Source organism: Chryseobacterium sp. HMWF035 (assembly GCF_003094695.1).
Lineage (GTDB): Bacteria > Bacteroidota > Bacteroidia > Flavobacteriales > Weeksellaceae > Chryseobacterium > Chryseobacterium gambrini.
The window spans coordinates 182444-204119 of record NZ_QEHP01000139.1 but is presented as its reverse complement, the minus strand read 5'-3'; the positions used below and the strand labels follow the sequence as shown (position 1 = coordinate 204119).

The following is a 21676-nucleotide window of genomic DNA, read 5'->3' as shown; positions in this document are numbered from 1 at the left end:
GTCTACGGCGGCACCGAAGGTGCCGCCGTAGACGTTTCTTAATACAATATTTGAGATTACAAATAAATAAGCTGCGTTTTCAAAACCTTTCTTCCCAGCTTTTCCAGAATATTTTTATAATGGGCAATCTGTCTGTCATTTTTTTCAGATTCTTCACCCGTTTTAAAATCTACAATAACGTAGCCTTCGGAACTCTTTAAAATTCTGTCCGGACGATACACGCTGCTTTCACCGTTTTCGGAAATCATGATGTCTTTTTCATTGATAACCTGCCATTTTTCATCAAAAAATTCGGCGTTATTTTTTATAATTTCTTCTAAATTTCTCTCAATTTCGGCACTTTCTTCAAGAGTTATATGACCATCGAGGACGTAGCATTCCAGAACTTTTCTGATGTCTTTTGCCGTATTAATCTGCGAGAGTAATTCATGGACAAAAAGCCCGATTCTTACTTTTTCAACCCGTACCTGATAATTTTTTGACGGAGTGGCAATCTTAATTGACGTATTTTTTTCGTTGATGTTTTTTAAATTCTGAATATCCTTCGTTTCAAAATGGGAGGTTTTGTCCCTTGAATGCTTTTTCAGCATCTCAGGATTCACTTCATACAGATCAAATTCATCCAGATTTTCCGGATTTTTAGACTGTAAAAACTCCAGCAATTCCAGATTGTTAGACGTTTTATTCGCTTTTTGGATATAAAAATACAATTGCTCTACCGGTCGCGTTGTCGCAACGTATTGCAGACACAGCCTGTCTACAAAGTTTTTGTAAGAATTCTGTAAGTTGAAATACTGAATTTCCTCATCGTACACCTCAAGATTTTTACTGAACTGATTAATATTAACCGACTTTAAAGCACTGTCATTGCTCGTTTCAAACCAATTGGTGAACTCGGCATCACGATTTTTATTAATCATCGGGATAAAAACAATCGGGAACTCCAACCCTTTTGCTTTGTGGATCGTCATAATCTGGATCGCATCAATATTTTCCGAAGCCTGAATCGTATATGCCGAAGCCTCTTCATCCCAATATTTCAGAAATTCTTTCGTACTTGCTCCTGCATTTTGTGTAAAATTGAAAAGCATCTCGAGAAAGTTCAGCAGGAAATCGGTCTCTTTATTTTCAACAGAAAATTCATTAATATAATACTCAACAAAGTTGTACAGATTGAATCTCGGGAAATTGTCCTGCTTAAGCTTCAGAGCGTATTTTTCCTGAATAAAGTGTAACGTTTCTTCGTGCGTTTCAATTCCTAAAATTTCCTTCATTTCCAGGGTGAAATCGGCCATCTGAATTCTTCCCAGTTTATTCAGGTAATACATCATCATGATCAGATTCGGCTTATTCTTAGGATTGCTTTCCCATCGCAGGAATTCAATGACGGCTTTAAGCGTGTTGGATAATTCTAAGGTAAGACCTTTATCGGAAATCGTTTTAATATTCGTTTCCTCACCTTTGTAATTTACCTTCAGATTTCCCAGTTTTTGAGAATAGCTGAAAATATCAAAATTTCCACGGCATAGAATCGTAATGTCTGAAAATTTAAAGCCGTTATCCAGAATCTCCTGAATATCTTTCCTCATGCTTTCAGACGTATCGTTGTAAAAATCCTCATTCGTAAGATTTTCTATCAGATTTACTTTTACACGGCCTTCTATCGACGATTTCGGATTTTGTTCGGCATCAGTTCCGAAAATATTTTTATGCTCTTCTGATAAAGATTCAGAATGAAATTTGTACAGTTCATTATTAAAGTGAACAATATTCTTCGCGCTTCGCCAATTGTCTTTTAAAACCAGCAAATCTGCCTGTTTTGGAGAAAATTCTTTTTTGTTGATGATATCGAGCATCAGTTTACTTTCCCCTCCACGAAATCGGTAAATACTCTGTTTCGGGTCTCCAACCAACGTAAAAGAAGTATTTTCTGATGAAATGGCATGATCTCTCAAAGGAATAAAATTTTGCCACTGCAATTCTGAAGTATCCTGAAATTCATCAAAAAAATAGTGCTGAAACTGGGAGCCTACTTTTTCATAAATAAAAGCCGAAGGCTCATTCCGAAGATTTTCGTTAATTAAAATATTAAATTTAGAAAGTAAAACAAGGTCGTTTTCTTCCTCAATTTTTTTTAGCTCATCCTGAATATCTTTATTTACCTTTAAAGGCAGAAGCGCGGATAAAATTTTCTCTTTTTTCTGGGTTTCAATATACAGCCGAATAAGCTGCATTCTGTAATCAAGAAGCTGATCGAGAATTTCAAGAATTTCAGCTTCCTTGTTTTTTGATTTTGCTGAAGCTCCTTTCCGGTAGTTATTCACAACAGATTCTTCCGCAGTCGTAGGAAAAGGAAATCCCGGTCTTTTCTGATGATAAAAGTCTAATACTTTCGTAAAAAAGCCTCCGATTCCGTTTTTTCCCTGTGCAAAATCTTCAATTTCAATATTCCTTGATCTGAATAATTCGATGGATCGTGTAGCCAGTTCAATTGCCTGTTTTTTGTTCTGGGCAATTTCTTTTCGGAGTGTATCTTTGATGTTTTCGTAATTCGTGCTGTCGAAATCTTTGTTGTTTTTAAGATGTTCGTAATGAATATCTTTCACGAACTCTTTTGCCGAACCGTAAAGACTTTTATTCAGGTTTATTCTTTCATTATTTTCGAGACTGTAATCCACATAATCCATGAAAGAGTTGGAGATCACTTCGTTTTCGCCAATCTGATCGAGCATTTTATCAACCGCTTCAATCAGAAAAGGTTCCGCTTCAATTTCCAGATTGAAATTTTTGGCGAGTCCCAGTTCATAAGAAAAACTTCTTACCAGTCGCGAATTAAAACGGTCGATCGTTCCGATATTTAAAGTAGAATAATTGTGAAGCACATAATCCAGCATTTTTTTGGCGCGGTGATGCAGTTCATCGATCGTTATTTTCAGACCTTCTTCCTCAAATGCCTTCTGAATATTTTTTAAATCCGGATTTTCTGCAAAATTATCGTTGGAAAAATTTCCGAGCCACGTCAGAATTCTTTCCTTCATCTCATTCGCTGCCTTGTTGGTAAAAGTCAAAGCCAGAATATTCCTGATCGACTGCTGCTGATTAGGATACCGAAGACAGATCATTAAAAGCCTCTGCACCAAAGCATAGGTTTTCCCAGAACCTGCCGAAGCATTAATTACCGTATAAGAATTTTGCATTTCAGTGGAATTCAAAGTGCAAGTTAGCTATTTTTTTAGTGAAATTTTAACAATTTCAGACTGCTATTTAACAGTTTTAAAAATAAAATTCTAAAAGAAATCCTAAAACACGTTAACTGTGGTTAAACTTGTTGTTTAGTTTAAAAATAACTTTAGTTTTGCTTTATAAAAAATAACCTGTGAAAATAAAACTATTCTTTGTCTTAGCTTCTCTATTTTTCATCAACTGTAATGCTCAGAATTATATTTTCGGAAAAGTAACTTCTGAGGATAAAAATGAGATGCCGGAAGTTACGGTGATCAATATCCGGACTGATGAACGGGTTCTGACCAATCGTGATGGTCATTTTATGATTTCGGGAAGGGCAGGAGACGAGCTTCGTTTTGTAAAATCGGGCTATGAACGTACAAACAGTAAAATTACTCAGGAAAACATCACGGCTTCGGTTAATGTAACAATGATAAGAGCGGCAGAACTGATTGCAGAAGTGGAAATTAAAAAAAACATAACGGGAGATATTAAGATCGATGCAAAAAATCTTAATTCGCCAAGAAAAGTGGAAAAACTGAAGAACGATCTGGCGAAATATATGTCACAAAAGTCGGCTCCGGGAGTTTTGGCAGCGAGACCGGGAGAATTTGTACAGCCTGTAACCAAAGGAATTTACAGTTTCGGGAAAGTTAAAAACAAATGGGACGATGTGGATCTGATGAATTATCTGCAAAATTCTTTAGGAGATACCTTTTTTCAGGAGCTTCAGATTCCTAAACCACAGATCCAGCATTTCATCCTTTATATTTTAAGAACAGGTTTTGAAAGGAAAAATATCCTGAAATACGGCTATTGTACTGAAGCAGATATGAACCGGTTTAAAAATGCTGTGTTGGGAAGAATTTCAGCTTATAAATCGCCGCAGCCTCAAAAATAAGTGATCTATGAACCTCAGATTAGTTATTATTCTGTTTTTTATGTTTGTGAATGTCTTTTCACAACAGAAAATTTCGGGCAGGATTACGGATGAAGATGGCATCAATTTACCCTCCGTTACGGTAATGAATGTTTCTGCGGATAAAAAAACGTATACAGCCAATGACGGAACGTTTTCTATTGAGATCGCTTCTCCGGATGACGAAATCCGCTTTGTAAGAAACGGTTTTGAAAGATCTTCCATAAAAGCAATGTATGGTTTAAACAAAGAGCTGAATATTAAGCTGACAAGAATTGCGGAAGACATTGAAGAGGTGGAAGTGGCTAAAATTACCGGAGATCTCGATAAAGATTCGAAAGCGGTGGCGAAAACCGATAAAGGGCAAATTGTGGAAGATGCGGTAGGATTGCCGCAACCCGTAGGAAAAATGCGCGAAAAACCGGCAGAAGTGAAGCAGGTTTTAATTCCGATCCTTTTGGGAAGCCTTAATGTTCAGGGATTGTATGATCTTGTAAGCGGCGATGCAAGAAGGATGAAGCGTCAATATCGGTATGATGATCTTCAGGAAGATATTTTGTGGGTAAGAAACAGGGTGGAAGACGAATATTTTACGAAAGAAGGCATTCCTGCGGAGCGGATTTCAGAATTTATAGAATTTGCATTTGTGAATAAACCGCAAACGCGAACTTTCGTAAGAGCCAAAAATTTAACCGGAGCTTTATCCAGAATGGACGACGCAATTCCTGTTTTTGTTAAAAGAATCAAAGAAAGCAAAATACCTTAATAAATGTTAAAAAAATCTTAAAATTTGGAATGAGAATTGATGCAATAGTTTAGTAAACAGACATTAAAATTATTATGGCTGTCCGCAATTTTTCATCATTAAAAAAACTTTGGGTTCTTTGCTGGGTGAAACGCCTTTGTGAACTTAAAAAGCGGTTAATATTTAAAAACCCTTGAGAAATCTTTGTGTTAAAATTAGGCATTATGATTAATTAAGGATAAGCGGAAAATTATTGTAAGAAACAAATTCACAAATTTTATGAATAAAAACATTCTTTCGATTGCCATTGCAGCATTAGGTTTCGTTATCGGGCTCGGACTTTTAGGAAATGCGATTAAAAACAGAAACAAGTCTGAAAATACCATTGCTGTTACGGGTTTGGGAACCAAACAATTTACTTCTGATCTTATTACGTGGTCGGGAAGTTTTTCTAAGAATAATTTTGACCTGAAATTGGCTTATGATGAACTGGCTTCAGATCGAAAAACCATCAACGATTATTTATTATCAAAAGGAGTAAAGCAAAATGAGATTGTTTTTTCTTCTGTTGATATCCAGAAACAGTTTAAGAATTATACAGATAATAACGGGAATAACGTTCAGAACGAATTTACCGGATACAATCTTACCCAGACTGTATCGATTGAAAGTAAAGAAGTTGCAAAAATTGAAAATCTTTCGAGAAATATTACGGAAATCATCAACAGAGGAATAGAATTTACATCGTCTTCGCCAAATTATTTTTATACCAAATTAGCTACGGTGAAACAGGAAATGATTGCTTCTGCCACAAAAGATGCCAAAGAACGCGCGGAAAAAATTGCTGAAAATTCCGGAAGCAGTCTGGGAAATCTGAAAAAAGCAACGATGGGAGTTATCCAGATCACGGCTCCGAATTCCAATGAAGATTATTCTTATGGAGGAACCTTCAATACCGCTTCAAAAGATAAGGAAGCAAGTATTACCATAAAGCTGGAATATCAGGTAAATTAGTTTTTTACTGAAAAAAATCCGAAGCATTTAAAACTTCGGATTTTATATTTTAATGATAAACAATATCGTAGATTTCGTCTTTTACTTCCTTTAGATTTTCGGGCTGATAATTAGCAAGGAGCCATAGATTTAAAGGATTTTTTCCTTCACCGTAACTTGGCTGAACATACATTTCATCAATCAGGCTGAATCCGTTTTTCTGATAAAAAGAATAGCGTCTTTTCGTATCTTCTGTTAAATGTCCGTGTTCTATCTCCAGAACAATTCTTGGATAATTTTCAAAAAGATAACGGGTAATGTGAGATCCCAGTTTCTGGCTTCTGAATTCCTCAAAAACTTCAAAATGTTCTACAAAAGCAAAATTGCTGAGTTCCCAGATGATGAGGTAGCCTATATTTTTAGCTTCGTGAAGTACAGAAATTATTTTCACTTTAGGGTGTGAGAACAGCGGAGACAATTTGTCCCAGTCTCTTCTTTCGTCTTCGGGAAACGTTTTGCAGTATGCCTCAAAAATTTCCTTAACCCTGTAATCTTCTGTAGAAGTGATCTGTAAAAATTCCATATCTATAAATCAAAAACATTGGGTCTTCTGGTGATAAAAATATCTTTTACCCAAAGTGTAAATGCCAGTCCCAGATAAATTAAAAAGAAAAATCCTGCCGTTGCAAAAGTAGAGTAGATGAAAAATACTCTCAGTTTAGAAACAGGAATTCCGAGTTTTGCGCCCGTTCTTGTAAGAACGCCAAACCATTCTCTTTCCATTTTATGGCGGATATTGTCAAGCATTTGAAGATTCTTTTAAAATTTTAAATCCAATACCGCAATTTAAGCAATTTTTTTCTTCACAGGAATTTTTAAAATGATAAATCAGGCTTTGCGATTCCAGTGCCGTTTTACACTTCAAGCCCAGCTTTTTCCAGTCAGCAATAACTGAATTTTTTTCGGAGGGAAGGGTTTTGTAAAAAAGCAGTATTTCGTCTGCAATTTCTTCGTTATGATATTGATGATAGGTATATTTTAGAGGTAAAATTGTGTTCAAAATAATCAATTCGATAAAATCGCGCGATACAACTTTGGGCTGATTTACCGATGATATTTTCCCGAAATTATAATGATCATCCCAGTATTCAGAAGCTTTGATATCACTAAAAATTTCGAAAAGCTCTTCTGTATTTTTAACATGGATGATTTTTGAAAATAAGTTCTGATGCCGGAAATAAAGATTCGCCAACTGCGACAAACGGAGCGTAGGAAAATTGGGTGGTCGTAATCTGAGAAATTTAGGGTGAAATTTAAGATCGGAAATGTTGAATTTTGCCTTGATAAAATCAAATTCCCGCTTCCAGATTTTCATCGTTTCATCCTCCGGATTTTCCAGCCAGCCGGAGATACCAAAAAATAAAGCTTCCAGCTGGGTTTCGTTTTGCCGGATCTTATTAATGATTGTAAAATCTATGCTTTCCGCAATTTGCCTGAAAATAAATGCATTCACCTTTAATCCGAAAGAATAGGCTAAAGAATGAAACAAAACGGCTTCAAAATTATTTTTAAATTGAGCTAAATTCTTCTCAAATTCTAAAGATTTATCCGCCAGTTTTTTAAGAACATTTTCTTCATGAAATTGAACCGGAATTTTGCCGGGATCAAAAATATTTTCGCAGGGAATAAACTGTGTTCCGCCGATCAGTTTTTCATATTTCCACAGAATATTTTCGTCGATATGATCTTTTAATTCCAGAGTCGGGATATTTCTGTTTTTCAGTTCCTCAATCTCGCAATCGTTCTGAAAAACAATATGGAGAATTATATTCTGATAGTTTGGATCGTATGAATGTTTGTGAAAGATCCAGTCGGAAGATTTTACATGAATTTCGATGTTCCCTGCAAAAGTAATCTCATTGATCTTTACCTTAGCCGCCAGAAAATCCGGACCGGAATCTGTATTCCATTTCCCGAAGTCTGAAATTTCAACGGGATTGCCTTCAAGATCTTCGAAGTCGAAATGCTTGAACACTTTATAATTCCAGAGGTATTGTAGTAGTTTTTCGGTCATGGGTGTTTAATGCAAATATAAAATAAAAATGATTTAAAAAAATATTAAATGTTTGAAAATCAATTAAATAAGAAAATTATTTTATAAATAATTCAAAAGTCATAAATCCTTTCAGAGAAAATAATTATTTGCATGAAAAATATTAATCTTCTAAAACTCAATGTATAAAAAAGCTGCATCCTTTTGAATGCAGCCGTTGTATTTTTATGGTATAAATCTAAAAGGTTTTTAAAACCTGTTAGGTTTTGGTAAGTCAAAACTTTCTTTATATAATGTTATGCTTTGGTAAGCTCACTTTTGAAATTTTCGATGGTGGTTCTGTACATTTCTTCGTAGATCGGAAGAATATTTTTAAGGTCGAATTTTATTGCCTGTTCTTTGGCATTGACTTTCATCTGCGCCAGAAGTTCGTCGTTGCTCAATAGTTTGATCGTGTAGTTGCTCATCGCCTCCACATTTCCGATCTCGGCAAGAAAACCTGTTTCTCCCTGAATATTTACTTCCGGAATTCCTCCCGCATTCGAGCTGATGACCGGAGTATTCGCTGCCATTGCTTCCAGTGCGGCTAGACCGAAGCTTTCCTGCTCGGAAGGCAGTAAGAATACATCCGAAAGCTGAAGAATTCTGTAAAGATCATTTACTTTACCCAAAAGACGGATTTTTGAAATCAGATCCGGATTTTCTTCTAAGAACTGGTTGATTTTTTCCATATCCGGACCTTCTCCGATGATGATGAGTTTGGATTTTACCTTTTTCTGAACATTCTTGAAAATCTGCAATACTTCTTCAACACGCTTTACAGGACGCAGGTTCGATACGTGGATGAGGATCTTTTCGTCCGGATTGGCAAACTGTGTTCTCTGGCATTCGTTGCATTCATCAAACTCAGAATTATCGATAAAATTCGTAATCACCTGAATTTCTTTTTTGATTTTAAAGAACTGAAGCGTATCTCTTTTCAGACTTTCCGACACCGAAGTGATCGCATCCGACTGGTTGATGGAGAATTCCACGGCGTGTTTGTAACTTGGATGCTGCCCGACCAATGTGATATCTGTCCCGTGAAGCGTTGTAACCAAGGGAATATCGTTGTCGTCTTCCTTCAGCATCTGTTTGGCGGTAAACGCAGCATATGCATAAGGAATCGCGTAGTGAGCATGAAGCAGATCCAGCTTATAGAGATTCACCACACGGTAAATCATCGAGCTCAGCGCAATATCATACGGCTGATACTGGAAAAGCGGATAAGTCTGAACATTTACCCTGTGAAAGAAAATATTCGGATTGGTAATATCTAATCTCGCAGGTAGCGCGCTGCTGATGAAGTGGACTTCATAGCCTTTATTGGCAAGCGACATTCCGAGTTCTGTTGCTACAATTCCGCTTCCTCCGTAGGTGGGATAGCAAAGTATGCCTATTTTCATTAGTTTATTGTTGTTTTGATGTTGTAAATTTTCGAATTCACACCTCTATTTTACAATTATGGGAACAAGATCAATTCCCATTCCTGCCTTCAAAGTATCATTTACCAGAACAGGAAGTCTGCCCTGGATTTTTGTTTTTCCGTTTAAAGCATCGGCTGTTGCATTCATCGAGTCTTCATTGTTTTCATACGAAACCAGAACGGTTGAAACCTTGGAAATATCAATATCTTTCAAGGCGTAAGCGCTTCCGAAAACGTTAAGAATGACATTCTGGTTTTTCGTAAGGTCGGATAACACTTTCTTTGAAGCGTCTGAAATTTTATAAGGTTTGTAAGCCGTGGAATTATCTTTATGGAAACCGACAATCACTGTGGAATTTGCCGGAATCGTAGCAATTTCATCAGCTTTTTTAATGATGATATTTGAACCTAAACGATTGGCAAATGTCTGATAAGGCGCTTCTTCCAATGGAACATAATATATTTGTTTTCCGTTCAGAGGAAGCAGTTTTTTTTCATCCTTCAGCAAAGTAAGTGCATTTGAATAGAGATTCTGAACTAAAGTTTTATGAGAATCATTATTTAAATCTGAATTAATGTTTTTAGGATTTTTAGGGGTGTATTTATCAAGTCCTAAAAAATATTTGGTTAAAAGGATCTTTTTCACACTTTCCTCCACTCTGGATTGTGAAATTTCGCCGCTTTCAATAGCTTTCTGAATTAGTTTTTTCCCTTCTGCAACTCCCTGTGAAAACAGCATGATATCGTTTCCGGCTTTAAAAGCCATTGCATCCAGTTCTCCGGGTTTGTATTTGTTGGCGACAGCGCCCATATTTAAAGCATCGGTAATAATTAAGCCTTTGTAGCCGAATTTATTTTTTAAAATACCGGTGATGATATTTTTAGAAACTGAAGCCGGAATTCCTTTATTGGGTTCTAAAGCCGGAACGTATAAATGCGCTACCATTACACCTCCGATTCCTTTATTCATAAGGGTTTTAAAAGGGGCAAGTTCTACATTGTTCAGCCTTTCAAGATTGTGTGCTACCACCGGAAGATCGGTGTGCGAATCTGTGCTTGTATCTCCGTGTCCGGGAAAATGTTTAATTGCCGCTAAAATAGAATTATTCTGAAGTCCGTTTGCATAAGCCGATGCAGAATTTACCACATTGCTGACTTCCGAGCCGAAGCTTCTGTTTCCGATAATCGGGTTGTTGGGATTGGTGTTAACATCCACAACAGGCGCAAAATCCCAGTTGATGCCCATTCGGTGACAGTCTTCCGCAATTTTAGCCGACATTTTTTCAATTAAACTTTTATCCTGAATAGCTCCTAAAGTCATTGCCCACGGAAATTTGTGCGCCGCAGCGATTCTCTGGTACAATCCCCATTCTGCATCCATCCCGATCATTAAAGGGACTTTTGATTTTTGCTGAAATTCATTTACCAAAGTGATTTCTCTTGCCGCATCGTCCTGCATCAGAATCAATCCTCCGATCTTATCATTGGTGACAATACTCCTTACTTTTTCAATTTCATTTTCACCTCGGTTGGTGTAAAGTGCCACGATAAAAAGCTGCCCAAGTTTTTCGTCCTGAGATAAGCTTTTATAAGTTTTATCTACCCATTGGTTTACCTTTTTCAAATCGTCTTTGGAAATGTTTTTAGGCTGATATTGAGCAGATAGTTTTGAGCTTGAGAATATGAAAATGAAAAGTGAACTGTAAATAAGTTTCTTCATAATTTTTTGAATAAGAACAAAAATACAACTAAAAAAATGATGAAAACAAAGTTTTTGAAATTTTTGGTATATGATTTGAATACGCTTTATAAATAATAAACAACTAAACTTTTATAAAATGAAAAAATTTCTTCCAATTTTAATAATGGCTTTTGTAAGCTTATTTATATTCAGCTGTGATAATAATGATAATACTGTCGGTGACGGTGATACGTATCCAAAAATGAGAGATGTTACAGGAAGTTTTACTAATGCGAACGGATATTCTTTTACAGTTCCTATCAATATAGAAAGTACAGATGTGGTTTTAGTATACAGAAGAGATCCGGCTGCGAGTAATGCTTGGCAATTAATTCCTAAAACCTATTATCTTTCAGGGGGTAGAGAATTAGATTATAATGCACTTTTCAATTCTCAAAATCTTGAAATTTATACAGAAGCGAACTTTGACCAAGCAACAATGACATCTTCTGAGATGAGTACTTACCTGAATAGCCAGACATTCAGAGTTGTTTTAGTTCCGGCAAGTCCTGCTAAAAATTCATCTACAGTAGATACAAGTGATTACAATGCGGTAATTAAATATTACAATTTAGATGAGTCTAAAGTAATCACAGTTAAAGCGAATTAAGAATATATCTTTTCAGTTTTTTATAATTACAAAAAAGCTCCGGAATTTCTTTCGGAGCTTTTGCTTTTTTATTTATCGCTGTCATCGAGTAGATGACCAAAATAATCTTTTTTTGTCTGTAAATATCCTTTACTGATTTCGTTTGCCGGAATCTGCAACGGGACTCTTGAGTTGAGGTGGATATTGCTTTCGGTTACATATTTTACTTTTTCAGGATTGTTGGTAAGAAGATTAATATCTTTTACCCCCAATAAATTTAGGATTTCAATAGCAACTCCAAAGTTTCTGTCATCCGCAGGAAGTCCAAGTTTTAAATTGGCTTCTACGGTATCAAAACCTTTTTCTTGTAAAGAGTATGCTTTTAATTTATTGATGATCCCGATATTTCTTCCTTCCTGACGAAGGTAGATAATAATTCCTCCATTTTCATGGATGTATTTCATGGCAGCATCTAATTGCTGTCCGCATTCGCATTTTTTGGAATGGAAAACTTCCCCGGTAATACATTCTGAATGAAAACGCACGTTTACAGGTTTGGAAAAATCTGTATTTTCTGCAACGATCGCCATGTGAGGCATCCAGTCGTTTTCGCTTTCAGAGAGCGCGATCATTCGGAACGTTCCGTATTCCGTAGGGACGTTGGATTCCGCCTGAATTTTAATCATTAATTCCTAATTGGTTTTTTAGTTTCTTTTTACAGAATCTTCTATAGCAGAAATATTGGTTTTTAATCTCACCAAGTATCTGTTGAGAACCTCATTGTCGTCCTCTTTAAGATTCTGTCTTAGCTTTTGAATTTTTTTATAGGATTTTTCAAAGTCTTTTATTGCTCTGTTTTTACCCTGAAGATTGCCGGCATCTATAGCATAAAGATAATTTTGCAGGCTGTACTTTAAAGTAGTGATTTCAGTGTTTAAAGCTGTATTTTTAAACTGCGGAAAAGTAGCAATAAGATTGGATATTTCTGAAGCGTTTACATTGTCACGAACATTAATTTCGATGTTTTTTTTGGCTCCTTTATCAGAATCTGAACCTTTTGTTTCGCTATAAAAACTATTCGACAACGGAGAAAAATTGGGTTTTTCCGTTGCGCAGGAAGATGTTATAATTAGTAGTACTCCAAAAAAAATTATTCGTTTCATTTTTGCTGCCCCTTTTGATAAAGGATTGGGTTAAGACTTTCATCATTGTACATTTTCATTTGTTTGTACACTTTCATCTTAACATCTCCGTTCTCGATATCAGTAAGCAACTGATTAATAGAAGTGGAAAGATCTTCATGCTGGGTAAGAAGAACATCCAGTTTGGCTTTACAAGCTGCTCTGTGCTCTTCTGAAGCAGATTCTCTGTAGGCTTCCTGCGACATATGATAAACCTTTAATGCAAGAATTGATAACCTGTCTACCGCCCAGGCGATTGTTTCGGTATTTATTTTTGCGTCAGGCTTAGGAGTAATATTTTCAAACTTTTTCAGAAACCAACTGTCGATAAATTCTACCAGATCTGTTCTTTTCTGGTTGGATGTATCAATTGTTCTCTTCAAATGAAGAGCTTCAGTTGGGTCAATATTTTCATCTCTAATTATATCTTCCAAATGCCATTGAACGGTGTCAATCCAGTTTTTAGCATACAAAATCCGTTCCAAAGTATCCTTTTCGAACGGGTTATTAATTAGAGTGTTAACGTCATCAGACACGTGATAGTCTTCAATAGCCTGATTGAAGACTTTCCATGCAGTCTCAGTAAAATTCATTGAGTGTAAAGAATTTTTAGTTGCTCGAAGAGTTGTTGTTTGTTGTCTTGTTTTCAGAACCCGGTTTGTCCTCTTCTTTTACAGCATCTTTAAATTCTTTGATACCAGAACCTACACCTCTCATCAGTTCAGGGATTTTTTTACCTCCGAAAAGTAGAAGCAGAATGACCGCTACGATCAAAATGTGTTGCCAAGATAATGACAGTATTGTTAATGTATTCATTTCTAAAATTTTTACAAAGTTAGTCTTTTTTTAATAAGAAACCCAACCTAATGGATCTACCGGAGTACTTCCGTTCCATACCTGAAAATCAAGGGTATAGGTTCCGTCAAAATCCTGTCCTACCACTCCCACCGGTGTTCCTGCGGAAACCTGCTGTCCTTTGGAAACACTTACGCCGGAAAGGTTGGAATAGATGGTAAAATAATTTCCGTGTCTCAGCATAACGGTTTTTGTTCCGTCGCTGTTTGCCAATACCGAAGATACGGTTCCTGGAAATACAGATTTTGCTCTTGTTCCGGAGGGTACGGAGATTTTTATCCCGTTGTTATCCTCATCAATATTTTTAAATACTGGATGCGGATGTCTTCCGAAGCGGTGCGTAATCTGTCCTATTCTGTCTGCCGGATATCCTAATCTTCCCTTATTATCTGCAAAATTGCTTCCGGCTACAGTAGTAACGCCATAATTGGTCATTGCTTTGCTTTCAGCAGCTTTCTTATCGTCTTCTTTTTTCTTTACCAATGCCGCTTCTGCTGCTCTTGCTGCCGTTAATTTGTCAGACGCTTCTTTCGCTTTTGCATTAGCCTCATCAGAAGCTTTTTTGGCTGCTATTTTTCTCGCTTCATCTCTTGCTGTTGCTTCAGAACGGGCTGCTTCTTCATTACGTTTTCTTTCTTCTTCAGCTCTTTTTTCAGCAAGCTCTCTTGTTTTTCTTGCTTCAACTTCTGCGGCTAATCTTTCTTTTTCCAAAGCTTCTGCTCTGGCTTTAGCTTCTGCTTCAATTCTCGCTTTTTCTCTCTCAGCCGCAATTTTTGCCAAACGGATTTTTTCAGCTTCTGCTTTTTTTCTTGCTTCCTCTTCTGCTTTGGCGATTCGGATTTCTTCGGCAATGATGCTTCTGATCTGTCCTTCCAAAGCTTTAGACTGAGTCTGCTTTTGTCTTAGTTCAGCGGTAAGTTTAGATTCATTTTTCTTAAATTCTGCAACCAGCTGCTCTTTTTGCGCTCTTTCTGCATTAATCGTTGTTAAATCTTTCTGCTGACTTACCAATAAATTTGCTTTTTCTTTTACAGAGTTTTGTCTTCTGGCAATGGTCTGCTTTATTTTTTCTGCGGCATTGGTAATTTCCGCTGCCTTTTTATCCTGATAATCAGAATATTGCTTTAAATACTGAACTCTTCTTATCGCTTCCCCCAGATTTTTAGCCGAAAGGATGAACGTTACCTTGTTTTGTACCCCTTTATTTTTGTAGGCATTTACCAAAACCTTGGCATAATTGTCTCTTAAAACTTTAAGATCTTTATTCTGACGGTTAATTTCCAGCTGACGCAGATAAATATCGTCTTCAATAAACCTCTTTTCCTTCTGGGTATTGGTATAGACTTTTTCTCTTAAAGCCAGTTTTTTATTAACGTTATCAAGATAAGCAACCGAAAGTTTAGATTCGGCTCTTGTCTTTGCTAAGTCTGTATTTATTTGTGCAATTTGTTTTTTAAGTTCAGCATTTTGCTTTTGCAGCTGTTCTTTTTTCTGATTCTGCCCATAGTGGAATCCGAACAGTAAAATACCTATTAAAAAGCTAAATTTTTTAATCATTGAATCTCAATTTTCTTATAACTAGATGGAACAGAATAGGGTGTTTCCATCCTCGAAAAATCAAATTTCGTATTTTCTATTAAAATCTGGCTGTTTTTACTTCCTTTTATAATTATTTTAACATTTTTTGGCAACTTTACATTATTCGGTTGAAGCTCCCAATCACTATATACGATTTGCATGGCATCATTGGATTTAGCATCCCTCAAATTTACCGTTGTAAGATCAAAATCATCCGAATATTGCATCATGATTTTATATTCCCTTTCTATATTTTCCGTAGAAATTTTGAGGTTGGAAATGGATTCTACAAGATAACCGTCATTATTCTTTACAATTTTTGCATTTCTGTCGCTTAAAGTGAAAAATGTTCTTCCTTCTAAAAGTTTTTCAAGATTTTTATAATCGATAAAGTTAACATTCAGAAGATTATTTAAATAATCAAAATCGGAATCGATGTAGTTTTTGTTATATTTATCCATCGCTTTAATTCCTTCCGGAGTAATTAATGCTCTTGCTGCATTAAAAAACAGAAAGTCTATTCTTGACCATATTTTTTTATCGGTTTCAATATAAATGACTGCATCCAGCGGACTCACTTTTATGTTGTCTGCCGTTATTTTGCTGGTAATTTTAAGATATTCAAACTGCGGATGAAGATAAATTTTCTGATAAAAATCCATTCTGTCTCCAACGTGATTTTCTTTTTTGTCAGGATCCTTCATGTCATTCACAACGAGACTGTCAGTATTCTGATTTTGTTCCATGGCTGTTTTTCTGGATTTACAGTTAAAAAGAAATACAGTTAAAATAAGTAATGGAATCCACTTTTTCATGCCGGAAAATTTGATAAATTGTTGCAATATTAACGCCAAACCACACAAAACATTTTGTGTGGCTTGAAGATAATTTATTTATGGTAATATTTTATATTTTCGAAAAATTATTTAGACAAAAAATCCAGAACGGAATAATCTCCCAGAGAAATTTCCCTTGCAACACCGAAATACTGAGCAGAATTACCAATCATGGAATTGGAAAGGTTTCCATGGTTGATTCTTGTATTTTCCTGAATCAGAGAGTTTTCTATATTTGAATTAACGATGATTGTGTTATTCCCCAAAGAAACTCCGGGACCCACTTTTGAGTTTGAAATTTTCACATTTTCCCCGATAAAACACGGCTGAATAATCAAAGAATTTTCGATCTGCGCTGAAGCTGGAAAATGAGACATTGCATCTCTTTCGTATTCAAGAATTTTACTGTTGGTTTCTACGGTTGCGTTTTTGTTTCCGCAATCCATCCAGTCATTCACTTTTCCAAGTGTGAATTTTGCTCCTTTTGTTCTCAGGTTTTCCAGTGCTGTAGTCAGTTGATATTCACCACCGTTTTTAATATCATTGTCCATGATATAATTAATTTCATCCATCAGTTTCTCGGCACTGTTGAAATAATAAATACCGATAATGGCAAGATCCGAAACAAAAGTCTGAGGTTTTTCCACAAAATCTGTAATGAAACCGTAGTTATCTAATTTAACTACTCCGAAAGCAGAAGGATCTTCTACACTTTTTACCCAGATTACTCCATCTGAGTTTTTATCTAAAACAAAATCTGCTCGGAATAATGTATCTGCAAAAGCAATTACCACATCTCCCGTCATCGACTGTTCTGCACATTTAATGGCATGAGCCGTTCCAAGAGGATCATTCTGGTAATAAATGCTTCCTTTTGCTCCCAGTTTTTCGGCAATCTGAATGAGAGATTTTTCAATCTCCGGACCAAAATCCCCGATGATAAAAGCTACTTCTTCAATGGTTTCTCCCGCAACTTTAGCAATATCTTCCACCAGTCTCTGTACGATCGGCTTCCCTGCGATAGGGATAAGAGGTTTTGGTACTGTCAGTGTATGTGGACGTAATCTGGAACCGCGTCCAGCCATAGGAACAATAATTTTCATAAATGATATAAATATGTTTTTTTGTTAGTTCTAATTTTTTATAAAGATAGCAATAAAACCTTTGAATGTGATAGTATTGCCAAGAGTTTTCAAGTTTTGTCTGGTGCAACGCAGAATCTGGTATAAGCAAATTAAGAGCCAGATTTATCGTTTGATTTTTGATAAAAGCATCTCTTTTTCGGAATAGATGAGGATACCTGCAAAAGTTATAAATAAGGCATTACTCATTAAAATATCATAATTAAAATATTTAACAATGATAAAGCTGAAAACTCCCAATAATATCAGAAAGAATGACATTTTTTTCATTCTGTAAGGGATAGGATAATATTTTTGACCAAGTAAATAAGAGACGATCATCATAATAGCATAAGCTCCGAAAGTTGCCCACGCAGAACCGAGCATACTGTGATAATACTTAAGTGCCAAAAGATTAAGGGTAATATTTATTCCGGCTCCAAGCCATGAAATAATGGTTCCTACACTGGTTTTGTCCGTCACTTTATACCATGTTGAAAAATTGTAATAAATTCCGAAACAGAGATTGGCAACCACAATGATAGGAATAATATCTATCGCAATCCAGTAAGATTTATTAGGGATAAATACACTTTTCAGCCAGGAAATATTAGCGATAATTCCTAAAGCAACCACACAGGCAAAAAATGCAAAATATTCAGCTACTTTAGCATATGTTTTTTTAGCATCTCCTTTATCCATTTGTTTAAAAAAGAAAGGTTCAATTCCCATTCGGTAAGCGGTGACAAATAATGTCATTAGTACAGCTAACTTATAGCATCCTCCATAAGCACCGGCTTCTTCATCAGAAATAAGACCTCTTTGAACAGATTTATCGAAATTTTCATTCACCATGAAAGCAAGACCAGCCAACATTAGAGGAAACGAATATTTAATCATTCTGCTAAATAAAGAAGTCACAAACTGAAATCTTACCTTTAATATAATAGGAAGCAGTAATAAAAATCCTAAGGCACTTCCTGCTAAATTACTAAAGAAGGGGAAGTCTACATTTTGGTCCAATCCAAAGCTTTTAGATACATTTTCGGGGATCCAGAAGAATAATGCTGCTGTAAAAAATGCCTGAAATACAGATTGTACAATTCTTACTGCAGAGTATTTTATCGGTTTATTATGAAAACGCAGCCATGCAAAAGGTATTACAAGAAGATTATCAAAAAAAGCAATCATTGCAAACCAACGTATGTATTCCGGATTGTTGTGATAACCTGCATAATCAGCAATCGGCTGATTGAATAAATAACATAAAACTAGAAAAAGACTAGAGGTTGAAAATAAAAACCAAAATGAGGTATTAAATGTTTTCTTCTCATTATCCTCTTCAGCAGAAAATCGAAAATAAGCAGTTTCAAAGCCAAAAGAAAGGATAATGTTCACAAAAGAAATCCATGCATAAAGCTGTGTGAAAATTGCAAAACCTTCGTTGGGAATTTTATAAATCAAAAGTGGATTTAGGATGAATAAAATAATTCTTGGCGCTATAGCTCCAATTCCATAGATAATTGTCTGTCCTAATAATTTCTTATACAACGTGTGAAATTTTATGCAAATGTAAATATTTAGAAATTGATTTTTTATCAGCTGCATTAAAATTCATTCATAAACCTTAATTTTGAAGAACTTTGTCAAAGTTTTAAACTTTGACAAAGTTGGAAGCATGGCTCCATCTCTAATTTGAAAAAAAAGTAAAAATGAAAACCTTAATCAAAAATGTAAAAATCGTAAATGAAGGAAAGATTGTTGAAGGCGATATTTTATTGGATAACGATTTAATTTCCAAAATAGATTCCCAGATTTCCGAAGAAGCAGACCGGATTATTGATGGCGAAGGGAAATTTCTTTTACCGGGTGTTATCGACGATCAGGTACATTTTCGTGAACCGGGATTAACGCACAAAGGAGATATTGAAACAGAATCGAGATCGGCAATTGCAGGAGGTACAACCAGTTTTATCGAGCAGCCCAATACCGTTCCGAATGCGGTAACACAGGAATTATTGGCAGATAAGTACGAAATTGCCTCTCAAAAAGCTTACGCCAACTACGGCTTCATGATGGGCGGAACCAACGATAATCTGGAAGAAGTATTAAAGACAAATCCTAGAAATGTTCCCGGAATTAAATTATTCCTGGGTTCTTCCACCGGAAATATGCTGGTTGACAATCCTGAAACGCTGGAAAAAATCTTCAGCAATACAAAAATGCTGATTGCCGTTCACTGTGAGGATGAAGCAACCATTAGAGCAAACACCCAGCAATATATTGATCAATACGGCGAAGATATTCCGGTGAAATTCCATCATCTGATCAGAAGCGAAGAGGCTTGTTATAAATCCTCTTCGAAAGCCATCGAGTTAGCAAAAAAAACAGGGGCAAGACTGCATGTTTTCCACTTGTCGACTGCTAGAGAAACAGAACTTTTCAGAAATGATATTCCTTTAAAAGATAAAAAAATTACAGCGGAAGTTTGTGTTCATCACCTGACTTTCACCAATGAAGATTACGAAACAAAAGGCGGATTAATCAAATGGAATCCTGCCGTAAAAACCCAAAAAGACAAAGACGGACTTTGGGAAGCGTTACTGGATGACAGAATTGATGTGATTGCAACGGATCATGCGCCTCACACATGGGAAGAAAAACAGAATGTGTATACAAAATGCCCTTCCGGAGCACCTTTGGTTCAGCATTCTCTGGTGGTAATGCTGGAAAATTATAAAAATGGGAAGATTTCTTTAGAGAAAATTGTTGAGAAAATGGCTCACAATCCTGCCATTTTATTCAGAATTGAGAAAAGAGGTTTCATCAAAGAAGGCTATAAAGCAGATCTTGTTTTGGTAGATTTAAACGAAAACTGGACAGTAGAAAAAGAAAATATCCTCTACAAATGCGGCTGGAGTCCATTGGAAGGAATGAATTTCCATTCTAAAGTAACCCACACCTTTGTCAACGGAAATCTGGTCTACGAAAACGGAAAAATCAATGAACAGAAATTCGGAGAGCGTTTGCTTTTTGAAGTTGAGTGATAAATATAAAATAGAACGATATCAATAGGAGCGGGCTTTAGCCCGCTTTTCATTTATAAATAATCAATCGGCTTTAGCCAAAAACTATTAAAAAGGAAGACTACAAATTCGTAAGTCTCCCTTTTCTAAATTATATCTGAAAAATTAATCAATAGTGATTCCTTCAATTGCTTTTTCCATAGCGGTTTCCTGGATCCCGGGGATTGATAAACCTTCAGCACGGAAAACACTTACGTCCGACACTCCGTAAAATCCAAAAACATTCTTTACATAAGGAACATTAGAATCATAAACCTGATAAGGTCCTTCAGAATAAATATTTCCGGAAGTAAAGGCAATGTATAATTTTTTATCGTTTAATAAACCTTTGGGACCGTTTTCATCATATTTAAAAGTATATCCTGCTCTTGAAGTAAAATCAAAATACGCTCTGAGTGTTGCCGGAACCGAGAAATTGTACATCGGAGAATCAATTACAATAATATCTGCCTCCTGCAATTCTGAAATCAGTCCTTTTGAATAGTCGCTGATTTCCGTTTGTTCTGCAGAATGGCTTTCCTCCGGAGAGAAGAACGTATTAATGTGCTTTTCTTCCAGAAACGGAACGTGGTCTTTTGTCAGATCACGCTCTTTAATTACAGCATCAGAATATTTTTCCTTAATTTTTTCCACTACGGCATTTCCTAATTTTCTGCTTGCCGATATTTCAGCTCTCGGACTTGAAATGATATGAAGGATGTTTTTCATTTTTAAAAATTTAAATTTCTTCAGCAAAATTATATACATTTGCTTATTAAAAGTTAGTAGTGAACAAAAGGTTAGCAGTAACCTGTAGATTAGTTAAAATTGAAACACATGGAAAATACGATGGTTTTTGAAGAGCCTATGACGGCTGAAAAATGCAGCGGACATCTTTCCTCCGTGGAAGATGCTATTTATGTAATTGGCGGCAAATGGAAGCTCAAAATCATTATAGCATTACATGAAAACGGAAATATCCGATTCAATGAGCTTCAGAGAATCGTTGCCGGAATATCCGCAAGAGTTCTTTCCAATGAACTCAAAGATCTGGAGCTGAACGGTTTCGTAAAAAGAGTAGTGCATGCAGAGCAGATTCCGGTTATCGTAGAATATATCTCAACAGATTACAGCAGAACCCTGAAACCTGTTATTATGGCGCTTTCGCAGTGGGGAAAGACGCATAAACGAAAAATTAAAGAAGATTTTTAAATTTTAAATAAAGAGTTGGTTTAAACTTTTTATAAATAAAAAATATTCTTATTGTAAGACGCAGGATTTTTATTCGTCTCAAATCTTTAAGCGCAGGA

General features: G+C 35.9%; 21 protein-coding genes. 6 read left to right on the top strand and 15 right to left on the bottom strand.

Annotation, left to right across the window (positions count from 1 at the left end; genetic code table 11):
- Positions 1 to 56 precede the first annotated feature (56 nt).
- Positions 57 to 3197 carry a UvrD-helicase domain-containing protein gene (locus DD829_RS21980; RefSeq protein ID WP_108410507.1) on the bottom strand — a complete coding sequence of 1047 codons (3141 nt, stop codon included), beginning with the start codon at positions 3195 to 3197 and terminating at the stop codon, positions 57 to 59.
- A gap of 179 nt (positions 3198 to 3376) precedes the next feature.
- Between DD829_RS21980 and DD829_RS21975 the strand changes: the two genes are divergently transcribed.
- The 3 genes from DD829_RS21975 (at position 3377) to DD829_RS21965 (ending at position 5903) form a co-directional block, all read left to right on the top strand.
- Positions 3377 to 4126 carry a carboxypeptidase-like regulatory domain-containing protein gene (locus tag DD829_RS21975; RefSeq protein WP_108410506.1) on the top strand — a complete coding sequence of 250 codons (750 nt, stop codon included), beginning with the start codon at positions 3377 to 3379 and terminating at the stop codon, positions 4124 to 4126.
- A 7-nt stretch (positions 4127 to 4133) separates the two neighbouring features.
- Positions 4134 to 4910: a carboxypeptidase-like regulatory domain-containing protein gene (locus DD829_RS21970; RefSeq protein WP_108410505.1), complete on the top strand. Its 777-nt coding sequence runs from the start codon at positions 4134 to 4136 to the stop codon at positions 4908 to 4910.
- Positions 4911 to 5168: 258 nt separating this feature from the next.
- Positions 5169 to 5903: an SIMPL domain-containing protein gene (locus DD829_RS21965; protein ID WP_108410511.1), complete on the top strand. Its 735-nt coding sequence runs from the start codon at positions 5169 to 5171 to the stop codon at positions 5901 to 5903.
- A gap of 49 nt (positions 5904 to 5952) precedes the next feature.
- Here DD829_RS21965 and DD829_RS21960 read toward each other — a convergent pair whose 3' ends face one another.
- The 5 genes from DD829_RS21960 to DD829_RS21940 all read right to left on the bottom strand — a co-directional run bounded on the left by DD829_RS21960 (position 5953) and on the right by DD829_RS21940 (position 11120).
- Positions 5953 to 6465, bottom strand: a complete 513-nt coding sequence (locus DD829_RS21960) for a GNAT family N-acetyltransferase (protein ID WP_108410510.1) — start codon at positions 6463 to 6465, stop codon at positions 5953 to 5955.
- 2 nt (positions 6466 to 6467) lie between these two features.
- Entirely contained in the window at positions 6468 to 6689 is a 222-nt protein-coding gene (locus DD829_RS21955) for a PspC family transcriptional regulator (protein ID WP_029297636.1), read from the bottom strand.
- On the bottom strand, positions 6682 to 7956 hold the full coding sequence (locus DD829_RS21950; protein WP_116548142.1) for a DUF2851 family protein: 1275 nt from the start codon (positions 7954 to 7956) through the stop codon (positions 6682 to 6684). Before DD829_RS21950 ends, DD829_RS21955 begins: the two co-directional genes overlap by 8 nt.
- A 275-nt stretch (positions 7957 to 8231) precedes the next feature.
- Positions 8232 to 9380 carry an N-acetyl-alpha-D-glucosaminyl L-malate synthase BshA gene (bshA, locus tag DD829_RS21945; RefSeq protein ID WP_108409079.1) on the bottom strand — a complete coding sequence of 383 codons (1149 nt, stop codon included), beginning with the start codon at positions 9378 to 9380 and terminating at the stop codon, positions 8232 to 8234.
- 45 nt (positions 9381 to 9425) lie between these two features.
- A complete protein-coding gene (locus tag DD829_RS21940) occupies positions 9426 to 11120 on the bottom strand; it encodes a glycoside hydrolase family 3 protein (protein WP_108409080.1) in 1695 nt (564 codons plus the stop codon).
- Positions 11121 to 11238: 118 nt separating this feature from the next.
- Here DD829_RS21940 and DD829_RS21935 point away from each other — a divergent pair, with 118 nt between their 5' ends.
- Positions 11239 to 11751 carry a hypothetical protein gene (locus DD829_RS21935; protein ID WP_108409081.1) on the top strand — a complete coding sequence of 171 codons (513 nt, stop codon included), beginning with the start codon at positions 11239 to 11241 and terminating at the stop codon, positions 11749 to 11751.
- A gap of 68 nt (positions 11752 to 11819) precedes the next feature.
- Here the strand turns inward: DD829_RS21935 and ribA are convergent, their stop codons facing one another.
- From ribA to DD829_RS21895, 8 genes are all read right to left on the bottom strand, one after another.
- The gene (gene ribA, locus DD829_RS21930; protein ID WP_108409082.1) at positions 11820 to 12416 is read right to left on the bottom strand and encodes a GTP cyclohydrolase II; all 597 of its coding nucleotides are present in this window, start codon (positions 12414 to 12416) and stop codon (positions 11820 to 11822) included.
- 18 nt (positions 12417 to 12434) lie between these two features.
- Complete coding sequence (locus DD829_RS21925; RefSeq protein WP_108409083.1) at positions 12435 to 12893, bottom strand: hypothetical protein; 459 nt, start codon at positions 12891 to 12893, stop codon at positions 12435 to 12437.
- Entirely contained in the window at positions 12890 to 13504 is a 615-nt protein-coding gene (locus DD829_RS21920) for a DUF4254 domain-containing protein (protein WP_076395087.1), read from the bottom strand. Before DD829_RS21920 ends, DD829_RS21925 begins: the two co-directional genes overlap by 4 nt.
- Positions 13505 to 13520: 16 nt before the next feature.
- Positions 13521 to 13727: a twin-arginine translocase TatA/TatE family subunit gene (locus tag DD829_RS21915; RefSeq protein ID WP_076395089.1), complete on the bottom strand. Its 207-nt coding sequence runs from the start codon at positions 13725 to 13727 to the stop codon at positions 13521 to 13523.
- A gap of 30 nt (positions 13728 to 13757) precedes the next feature.
- Positions 13758 to 15323 (bottom strand): peptidoglycan DD-metalloendopeptidase family protein, encoded by a 1566-nt coding sequence (locus DD829_RS21910; RefSeq protein WP_108409084.1) that lies wholly within the window; start codon positions 15321 to 15323, stop codon positions 13758 to 13760.
- Positions 15320 to 16090, bottom strand: coding sequence for a DUF4292 domain-containing protein (locus DD829_RS21905; protein ID WP_228408265.1), 771 nt, complete (start codon positions 16088 to 16090; stop codon positions 15320 to 15322). Before DD829_RS21905 ends, DD829_RS21910 begins: the two co-directional genes overlap by 4 nt.
- A 176-nt stretch (positions 16091 to 16266) precedes the next feature.
- Positions 16267 to 17283 carry a sugar phosphate nucleotidyltransferase gene (locus DD829_RS21900; RefSeq protein ID WP_076395095.1) on the bottom strand — a complete coding sequence of 339 codons (1017 nt, stop codon included), beginning with the start codon at positions 17281 to 17283 and terminating at the stop codon, positions 16267 to 16269.
- Positions 17284 to 17427: 144 nt separating this feature from the next.
- On the bottom strand, positions 17428 to 18852 hold the full coding sequence (locus DD829_RS21895; RefSeq protein ID WP_108411356.1) for an oligosaccharide flippase family protein: 1425 nt from the start codon (positions 18850 to 18852) through the stop codon (positions 17428 to 17430).
- A gap of 161 nt (positions 18853 to 19013) precedes the next feature.
- Here DD829_RS21895 and DD829_RS21890 point away from each other — a divergent pair, with 161 nt between their 5' ends.
- Entirely contained in the window at positions 19014 to 20348 is a 1335-nt protein-coding gene (locus DD829_RS21890; protein ID WP_108411357.1) for a dihydroorotase, read from the top strand.
- A 144-nt stretch (positions 20349 to 20492) separates the two neighbouring features.
- Here the strand turns inward: DD829_RS21890 and DD829_RS21885 are convergent, their stop codons facing one another.
- Positions 20493 to 21095, bottom strand: coding sequence for an FMN-dependent NADH-azoreductase (locus DD829_RS21885; protein ID WP_029297608.1), 603 nt, complete (start codon positions 21093 to 21095; stop codon positions 20493 to 20495).
- 108 nt (positions 21096 to 21203) lie between these two features.
- Between DD829_RS21885 and DD829_RS21880 the strand changes: the two genes are divergently transcribed.
- Positions 21204 to 21578, top strand: a complete 375-nt coding sequence (locus tag DD829_RS21880; protein WP_228408264.1) for a winged helix-turn-helix transcriptional regulator — start codon at positions 21204 to 21206, stop codon at positions 21576 to 21578.
- Positions 21579 to 21676 lie beyond the last annotated feature (98 nt).

Coding starts and splice junctions, on each gene's coding strand:
- DD829_RS21980 (WP_108410507.1), bottom strand. CDS start 3,197: ATGCAAAATTCTTATACGGTAATTAATGCTTCGGCAGGTTCTGGGAAA.
- DD829_RS21970 (WP_108410505.1), top strand. CDS start 4,134: ATGAACCTCAGATTAGTTATTATTCTGTTTTTTATGTTTGTGAATGTC.
- DD829_RS21965 (WP_108410511.1), top strand. CDS start 5,169: ATGAATAAAAACATTCTTTCGATTGCCATTGCAGCATTAGGTTTCGTT.
- DD829_RS21960 (WP_108410510.1), bottom strand. CDS start 6,465: ATGGAATTTTTACAGATCACTTCTACAGAAGATTACAGGGTTAAGGAA.
- DD829_RS21955 (WP_029297636.1), bottom strand. CDS start 6,689: ATGCTTGACAATATCCGCCATAAAATGGAAAGAGAATGGTTTGGCGTT.
- DD829_RS21950 (WP_116548142.1), bottom strand. CDS start 7,956: ATGACCGAAAAACTACTACAATACCTCTGGAATTATAAAGTGTTCAAG.
- bshA (WP_108409079.1), bottom strand. CDS start 9,380: ATGAAAATAGGCATACTTTGCTATCCCACCTACGGAGGAAGCGGAATT.
- DD829_RS21940 (WP_108409080.1), bottom strand. CDS start 11,120: ATGAAGAAACTTATTTACAGTTCACTTTTCATTTTCATATTCTCAAGC.
- DD829_RS21935 (WP_108409081.1), top strand. CDS start 11,239: ATGAAAAAATTTCTTCCAATTTTAATAATGGCTTTTGTAAGCTTATTT.
- ribA (WP_108409082.1), bottom strand. CDS start 12,416: ATGATTAAAATTCAGGCGGAATCCAACGTCCCTACGGAATACGGAACG.
- DD829_RS21925 (WP_108409083.1), bottom strand. CDS start 12,893: ATGAAACGAATAATTTTTTTTGGAGTACTACTAATTATAACATCTTCC.
- DD829_RS21920 (WP_076395087.1), bottom strand. CDS start 13,504: ATGAATTTTACTGAGACTGCATGGAAAGTCTTCAATCAGGCTATTGAA.
- DD829_RS21915 (WP_076395089.1), bottom strand. CDS start 13,727: ATGAATACATTAACAATACTGTCATTATCTTGGCAACACATTTTGATC.
- DD829_RS21910 (WP_108409084.1), bottom strand. CDS start 15,323: ATGATTAAAAAATTTAGCTTTTTAATAGGTATTTTACTGTTCGGATTC.
- DD829_RS21905 (WP_228408265.1), bottom strand. CDS start 16,090: ATGGAACAAAATCAGAATACTGACAGTCTCGTTGTGAATGACATGAAG.
- DD829_RS21900 (WP_076395095.1), bottom strand. CDS start 17,283: ATGAAAATTATTGTTCCTATGGCTGGACGCGGTTCCAGATTACGTCCA.
- DD829_RS21890 (WP_108411357.1), top strand. CDS start 19,014: ATGAAAACCTTAATCAAAAATGTAAAAATCGTAAATGAAGGAAAGATT.
- DD829_RS21885 (WP_029297608.1), bottom strand. CDS start 21,095: ATGAAAAACATCCTTCATATCATTTCAAGTCCGAGAGCTGAAATATCG.
- DD829_RS21880 (WP_228408264.1), top strand. CDS start 21,204: ATGGAAAATACGATGGTTTTTGAAGAGCCTATGACGGCTGAAAAATGC.